The organism is Aquimarina litoralis (assembly GCF_019295435.1).
In the GTDB taxonomy this organism is placed as follows: domain Bacteria; phylum Bacteroidota; class Bacteroidia; order Flavobacteriales; family Flavobacteriaceae; genus Aquimarina; species Aquimarina litoralis_A.
In genome coordinates this window covers 125704-132810 of the sequence record NZ_WEKL01000014.1, presented here as the reverse complement: position 1 = coordinate 132810, position 7107 = coordinate 125704, and the positions used below count along the sequence as shown (strand labels likewise).

7 protein-coding genes are annotated in these 7107 nt (G+C 33.6%); all 7 read right to left on the bottom strand.

What is annotated here, in order from left to right:
- A partial coding sequence (locus GBO31_RS09895) for a lyase family protein (protein WP_246615831.1) occupies window positions 1–690 on the bottom strand: 690 nt, incomplete at its 3' end.
- A 120-nt stretch (window positions 691–810) separates the two neighbouring features.
- Window positions 811–1893: a M20 family metallo-hydrolase gene (locus GBO31_RS09890; protein WP_219008179.1), complete on the bottom strand. Its 1083-nt coding sequence runs from the start codon at window positions 1891–1893 to the stop codon at window positions 811–813.
- 107 nt (window positions 1894–2000) lie between these two features.
- The gene (argB, locus tag GBO31_RS09885; protein ID WP_219008173.1) at window positions 2001–2786 is read right to left on the bottom strand and encodes an acetylglutamate kinase; all 786 of its coding nucleotides are present in this window, start codon (window positions 2784–2786) and stop codon (window positions 2001–2003) included.
- Window positions 2787–2908: 122 nt separating this feature from the next.
- Window positions 2909–3853: an N-acetylornithine carbamoyltransferase gene (locus GBO31_RS09880; RefSeq protein ID WP_219008172.1), complete on the bottom strand. Its 945-nt coding sequence runs from the start codon at window positions 3851–3853 to the stop codon at window positions 2909–2911.
- Window positions 3854–3974: 121 nt separating this feature from the next.
- Window positions 3975–4784, bottom strand: a complete 810-nt coding sequence (gene proB, locus GBO31_RS09875; protein WP_246615830.1) for a glutamate 5-kinase — start codon at window positions 4782–4784, stop codon at window positions 3975–3977.
- Entirely contained in the window at window positions 4762–5958 is a 1197-nt protein-coding gene (locus GBO31_RS09870; protein WP_219008171.1) for a glutamate-5-semialdehyde dehydrogenase, read from the bottom strand. Before GBO31_RS09870 ends, proB begins: the two co-directional genes overlap by 23 nt.
- A 1-nt stretch (window position 5959) precedes the next feature.
- Entirely contained in the window at window positions 5960–7099 is a 1140-nt protein-coding gene (locus GBO31_RS09865) for an aspartate aminotransferase family protein (protein ID WP_219008170.1), read from the bottom strand.
- Between the last annotated feature and the right edge of the window lie 8 nt (window positions 7100–7107).

Genomic DNA, 7107 nt, shown 5'->3' with positions numbered 1-7107 from the left:
GCTCATTTGAGCCGCAACTACATTGTATTTCAATGTTTCAAAATTCAACTCTTTTGTAGTAAATTCTCTGTCTATTGGAAATGAACTTCCATATCCAGCCGCACTTCCCAGTGGATTTTGATCTACTACCTTAATCGCAGCATCTATAAAATATAAATCATCTACAAAACTCTCTGCATAGGCTGAAAACCATAATCCAAATGAGGATGGCATGGCAATCTGAAGATGTGTATATCCAGGCAATAAAACTTCTTCATACTGCTTAGCAGACTTCAATAAATTTTGAGATAGCTCCTTTACTTGGTCTTTTATTTGTTGCAACTCATCTTTTAGATATAAATGCATTGCCACTAGCACCTGATCATTTCTGGATCTGGCAGTATGTATTCGTTTACCAGCATCTCCTATTTTTTGAGTAAGCTCGAACTCAATTTTAGAATGTACATCTTCAAACTGATCTTCAATTACAAAAGTCCCTTGCTCAATTTGTTCTGTTAATACATTGAGCTCTTTTTCGATTGCTATTATATCCTGATCTGAAAGCAGCTGAATCTTATGCAACATTTTAGCGTGTGCTAAGGTTGCTTTTACATCATATTTAGCAATTACCAAATCCAATTGTCTATCGTTACCTACGGTAAACATATCTATCTTTTGATCGGTTGGTAATCCTTTATCCCAAAGTTTCATTTCGTTTTAGTTATTGTTTTGAGTAGTTAGCACAAAGTTGAAAGTGTTTATTAATCAAGTTCTTAATCCGAACCTGATAGTTACACAACATTTACATTTCTACTTTTACATTTTACATTTTTAGATTATTCCTTCTAATATCTTTATATACAAGGCTACACCTTCTTCAATTTCTTCTACATAAATAAACTCATCCGCAGAATGTGATCTGGTAGAGTCACCTGGCCCTAACTTTAAGGATGGACAACTTAATACCGATTGATCTGAAAGTGTTGGGGATCCATAAGTCGTTCTTCTTAATGAGATTCCTGATGTAACGATTGGATGATCTTTTGGTATAGAAGAAGATCCTAAATGCAGTGACCTTGGTTTTACATCAACATTTTCTGGTAAAGATCCTTTCACTAACTCCAGCACTTCTTTATTCTTGTATTTGTCATTTACTCTGATATCTACTACTAAATTACAGTGAGATGGCACTACATTGTGTTGATTACCAGCACTAATTTGAGTCACTGTCATTTTCACATCTCCTAAGGTTTCTGAACTCTTTTCGAATTTGTAATTCTTAAACCATTCAATTACCTCGAGTGTATTATATATTGCATTATCATCATTAGGATGCGCTGCATGACAGGCAGTTCCTTTTACAGAAACATCTAGTACTAATAATCCTTTCTCGGCAATTGCCAATTGCATCAGTGTTGGTTCTCCCACAATAGCAAACTCCACATTTTTTAGGTATTTCAGAATACTTTTTAATCCTAAAGGACCACTACTTTCTTCTTCGGCAGTGGCGGCAATTACAAAATTATAGTTCAGATTCAGTTTGTTATAAAAATAAGTGAAGGTTGCTAGTAAAGACACTAAGCATCCTCCGGCATCATTACTCCCTAATCCATATAGCTTTCCATCTTCTACAAAAGCTTTAAAAGGATCATTCGTATAATTACCATTTGGTTTTACGGTATCATGATGAGAATTCAGTAGAATTGTGGGTTTTGTTTCATCAAAATTCTTGTTGTATGCCCAAATGTTATTATGCTCTCTTTCAAAAGGTATGTTATATTGATGGAACCAATTTTCTATCAATAAAGCAGTTCCTTCTTCCTCTGAAGAAAAGGATTGGGTTTCTATTAACTGATGCAAAAGATCTATTGCTTCTCTTGTTAATTCCTGAATATGTAAAGCTGAATCATTCATAATATTATGGTTCTCTACAACAGTAGTATCTATAGTATTATCTTCTTTGCTCATGATAATTTATCTCTCTTTATTCTTACAGATTTTAAAAGTTTATCACCTAATGTTTATAGACTCAAAGTCGTATGCTTTATAGTATTGTCTTTTATAAAATCCGCATTAGCTATATGTACTTTATTCACATTTTTATGCAACGCATCGAAACAGTTTTTAAGTTTCGGTAACATTCCATCTGCAATGATATCTGCATCTCTTAATTCTGAATATTTTTCTAAATCAATATGCTCAATTACCGAATCTTTATCATCGATATTTTCGAGAACTCCTTTTAATTCAAAACAATAAAAAAGAGCCACTTCGTAATCAATTCCCATTGCTGAAGCGATTTCAGATGCGATTGTATCCGCATTGGTATTAAACAATTGACCATTAGCATCATGTGTTACTGCACAAAACACTGGTGTTATCCCTAAATCTATAAATCCCTTTAACGTATCCTTATTTACCGTTGTAACATCACCTACATATCCATAATCTATAAACTGTACTGGTCTTTTATTGGCTACAATTATATTTGCATCTGCACCGGTAAGCCCCAAAGCATTGCAATTATATTTTTGAAGACCCGAAACGATAGTTTTATTTAATAATCCTGCATAGGTCATTACAACGATATCCAAATTCTCAGCTGATGTGATTCTTCTTCCATCAATCATTTCCGTTTTTACACCTAGTTTTGATGCTAATTTTGTGGCAGATTTACCTCCACCATGAATTAAGATTTTTGGACCTTTTACTTTAGAAAAATCTTGTAAAAAAGAATCCAATGCTTCTTTATTTTCGATGATGTTACCACCAATCTTAGCAACTAATAATTTATCTTTTGTTTTCATAATTATCATTTATCGCCTGCGCGCCACCTGGCTCATTCGCTAAAAATGTCCAATGGACATTTTCCTTACACTCTGCCCTCACCAATCTTAGCAACTAATAATTTATCCTTTACTTTCATACCTCAACTCTTTTCTAAAATCTTTTTCATTACCAATTGTGCAGCATAGGTTCTATTGTTTGCTTGTTCAATAACTACAGAGTTCTCACTATCGATTACAGCATCATCAACTACCACATTTCTTCTAACCGGCAAACAGTGCATGAATTTTGCCTTGTTGGTAAGATCCATTTTCTTTTTTGTTATTCTCCAGTTTTCATCTTGTGAAGAACTTCCGTAATCGGTATATGAACTCCAATTTTTCACATATACAAAATCTGCATTTTCAAATGCTTTTTCTTGATCGTACTCTATGGGCACCTCATTAGTAATTTGACTGGCTAACTCAAACCCCTTAGGATGGGTGATTACAAAATTTGCTTCCATTTTTTGTACCATTTCTGCAAAAGAATTGGCGACCGCCTGTGGTAAGGCTTTCGGATGCGGTGCCCATGAAAGTACAATCTTTGGTTTATGTATTGGCTTATATTCTGTTATGGTAATAGCATCTGTTAGCGCCTGTAATGGATGACCAGTAGCGCTTTCCATATTAATGATAGGAACACTAGCATATTTCATAAAGCTTTTTAAAACTTTTTCTTCATAGTCTTCTTCTCTATCTTCTAACTTGGCAAAAGCTCGTATCGCTACAATATCACAATATTGGGATACTACTTGTGCTGCATCTTTTATATGTTCTGAATTACCTTGATCCATGATGGTTCCATCCCCATATTCTAAAGACCACCCTTCACCACCAAAATTCATTACCATCACATTCATCCCAAGATTTAAAGCTGCCTTTTGTGTGCTTAATCTGGTTCTCAAACTAGGATTAAAAAACAATAAACCGATGGTTTTATCTTTTCCTAATTCTTTGTGAGATAAAGGCTTTTTCTTTAATTCAATCGCCTCTTCTACCCATGAATTAAGAGCATTTATATCGTGTACTGAAAAATAATTATTCATTTTTTCTAGATTTAAGAATAAAGAAAATAGAGTGGAGACTTTTAAAGTTTATTTTGAAAACTCATAGTCATTCTTTGAAACTCTTCTAACTTATTCTCTAATTTTTTTAATTTGTATTTGTCTATATATTTTCTATAATCTCTTTTCTATTTGATATTTTAATCTTAGTAAATGGAACTGCATTGTTAATTGCATTTACCATAAAATTTTCTTCAAGACCATTCGCTATCCAGGTTTCTATATTACATTCTTGAGTAATACTAGCAGCTTGTACTTTTGATTTCATTCCACCAGTACCATGTTTTGATGTAGAAGAAACAATTTCATTATTCAAAAGTTCTAAATCATCTACTTCATCAATCGTTTTAAAGGTTTTATTTTCTACCGACTCTTTGGTACATATACCATTGGTATTAGTAGCAATAAGTAATAAGTCTGCTTCTAACAAACAAGCTGTTAATGCCGCTAGTTTATCATTATCTCCAAATTTAATTTCGTCTGTAGCAACCGTATCATTCTCGTTAATTATTGGTATATAATTATTAGCGATCAATACATTAATCGTATTCACAATATTTTTTTTAGACTGCTCTCTTTCAAAATCAGAATACGACAATAAACATTGAGAAGTAAGCAACCCTAAATCTCTAAAGCTTTCTTGAAAAATTCTCATTAAATGTGGTTGCCCTATAGAAGCCAATGCTTGTTTTACGGTAATCTCTTTGCCATTGCTCTCAAGGTTTACAAATTGCTTTGCTACAGCAATTGCACCAGAACTTACGATTACAAACTCATATTGATCTTGCAATGCAACAATCTGATTACCTATATCCTCAATTTTGCCTCTAGAAATATGATCCGTTTCTTTGGTAAGAACATTGGATCCTATTTTTAGAACAATTCTCTTTTTATCTGATTTGCCCATCTCCATGTATATACCATTTATTTGTTACCAAATGCTGTAATCCAATAGGACCTCTTTGGTGCAATTTATCTGTGCTAATTGCCAATTCTCCTCCTAAACCTAATTGGAATCCATCGGTAAATCGTGTAGATGCATTGTGATATACTGCTGCGCAATCTACTGATGCCATAAAGGTTTCTGCTTCTTTCTGATTTCTTGTAATAATAGCCGCAGAATGCCCTCCACTAAATTCGTTGATCTTAGAAATAGCTTCAGGAACATTTTCTATTTCACCAATCACTATTTTATAATCCAAAAATTCTTCCTGCCATATATTCGGATCTGATATTTGTGCTACTTCATCATATTTAGAAAGTGACGTATCTCCTAATATTTCTACATTAAAGTTCTTTAATGTGATGATTAGATTTTTTACGAAATCTTCTTTATTCGGTAAATCCTTATCGATAAGAACTTTATCTACTGCATTACAAGCGGAGATTTTATCTGTTTTCCCATTAATAATATTATCTAATGCTAAAGCGCGATCTGCTTCTTTATGAACATATACAAAGTTGTTACCCCTTCCGCTCACAATTACTGGACAAGTTGCATGTTTCTTTACAAACGCGATCAACTTTTCTCCGCCTCTAGGAATAATCAAATCCACATTTTGGGTTGGCTTTTCCAAAAAAGACTGGGTCTCCGTTCTATTGTAATTTAGGTATTCTATCCAATGATTTGAAATGTTGCTATCACTTAAAGCCTGATGCCAAAGTTTGACTATCGCAAGATYAGATCGTAAGGACTCTTTTCCTCCTTTTAATAAAATCTTATTCCCAGATTTAAAAGCTATTCCAGCAGCTTCTACTGTTACATCTGGTCTGGATTCATAGATAATTAAAACGGTTCCAAACGAAGCTGTTTTATTAAATACTTGCATTCCATTATCATGAGTGAATCGAAAACGTTCTACTCCAATGGGATCTTCCTGACTGGCCAATTGCTCTAAGGAAGCAATCATTGTATTTATTTTAGAATCATCTACTTTTAATCGATCTCCCATTGCTAAATCATCACCAGAATATGCTTCGAGATCACTTTTATTTGCTTCAATAATAGCTTCTTTATGTTGTGCTATTAAGTCTGCCATTTTTTGCAATACAGCATTTCTTTCTGATATGTCGAGTACACTATTCATTTTAAATCTTTTCTGGCACTAAAACCGTTTGTAATGCATTTATAAATTGATCTATTTCTGTTTTACCGATTGTTAATGGTGGAAGAATTCTCAGTAACTTTTTATTCATAGCTCCTCCAGTAAAAATTTGTTCATTATAGATTAGTTTTTTTCGTAAATCTGCTACTTCAAAATCAAACTCCAACCCTAACATTAATCCTTTTCCTTTGACTTGTTGAACTCCTGGAATTTCTAAAGCTCTGGTAACAAAATACTCTCCTGTAAATCTTGCATTATCGATTAGATCTTCAGTTTCTAATATTTCCAGAACAGCCAATGCAGCTGCACAAGCTAGATGATTACCTCCAAAAGTAGTTCCGAGCATCCCATAACTTGGTTCGATATGTGGAGCGATCATAATTCCTCCTATCGGAAAACCATTTCCCATACCTTTGGCAATAGAAATGATGTCTGGAGTAATTCCATGATATTGATGCGCAAAAAACTTCCCAGTTCTTCCGAATCCAGATTGTACTTCATCAAGAATTAATACGACTTCATTTTCTTTGCATAATTTTTCTAATTCTTTAAAAAAGAACGTGGTTCCTTCATCCAAACCTCCAACTCCTTGAATAGGTTCTATAATGACCGCACAAACATCTCCTTTTAACAATTCAGCTTTTACCAAATTCACATCATTTAAAGGTAAAAAAGTAACATCCTGTTGTTTATTCAATGGTGCATTGATCTTTGCATTATCAGTCGCTGCTACTGCTGCCGATGTTCTTCCATGAAATCCATTGTGAAATGCAATCACTCTTGACTTCTGTGTATAAAATGAAGCTAGTTTTAAAGCATTTTCATTAGCTTCAGCTCCAGAATTACATAGAAATAGTTGATAGGTATCATAGCCTGATAGTATTCCTAATTTATTTGCCAAATCAGTTTGCAAACTATTATGTACAGCATTAGAATAGAAACCAATTTTGTCTAATTGTTCTTTCATCCTTTTGATATAATGGGGATGTCCATGCCCTACGGATATTACCGCATGTCCTCCATATAAATCCAAATACTCCACTCCATTTTTATCCACTACAATACTATCATGAGCTTCTACCGGCTCTACATCATAAAGAGGATATACATCAAATAGTTTCATCTGTTTAG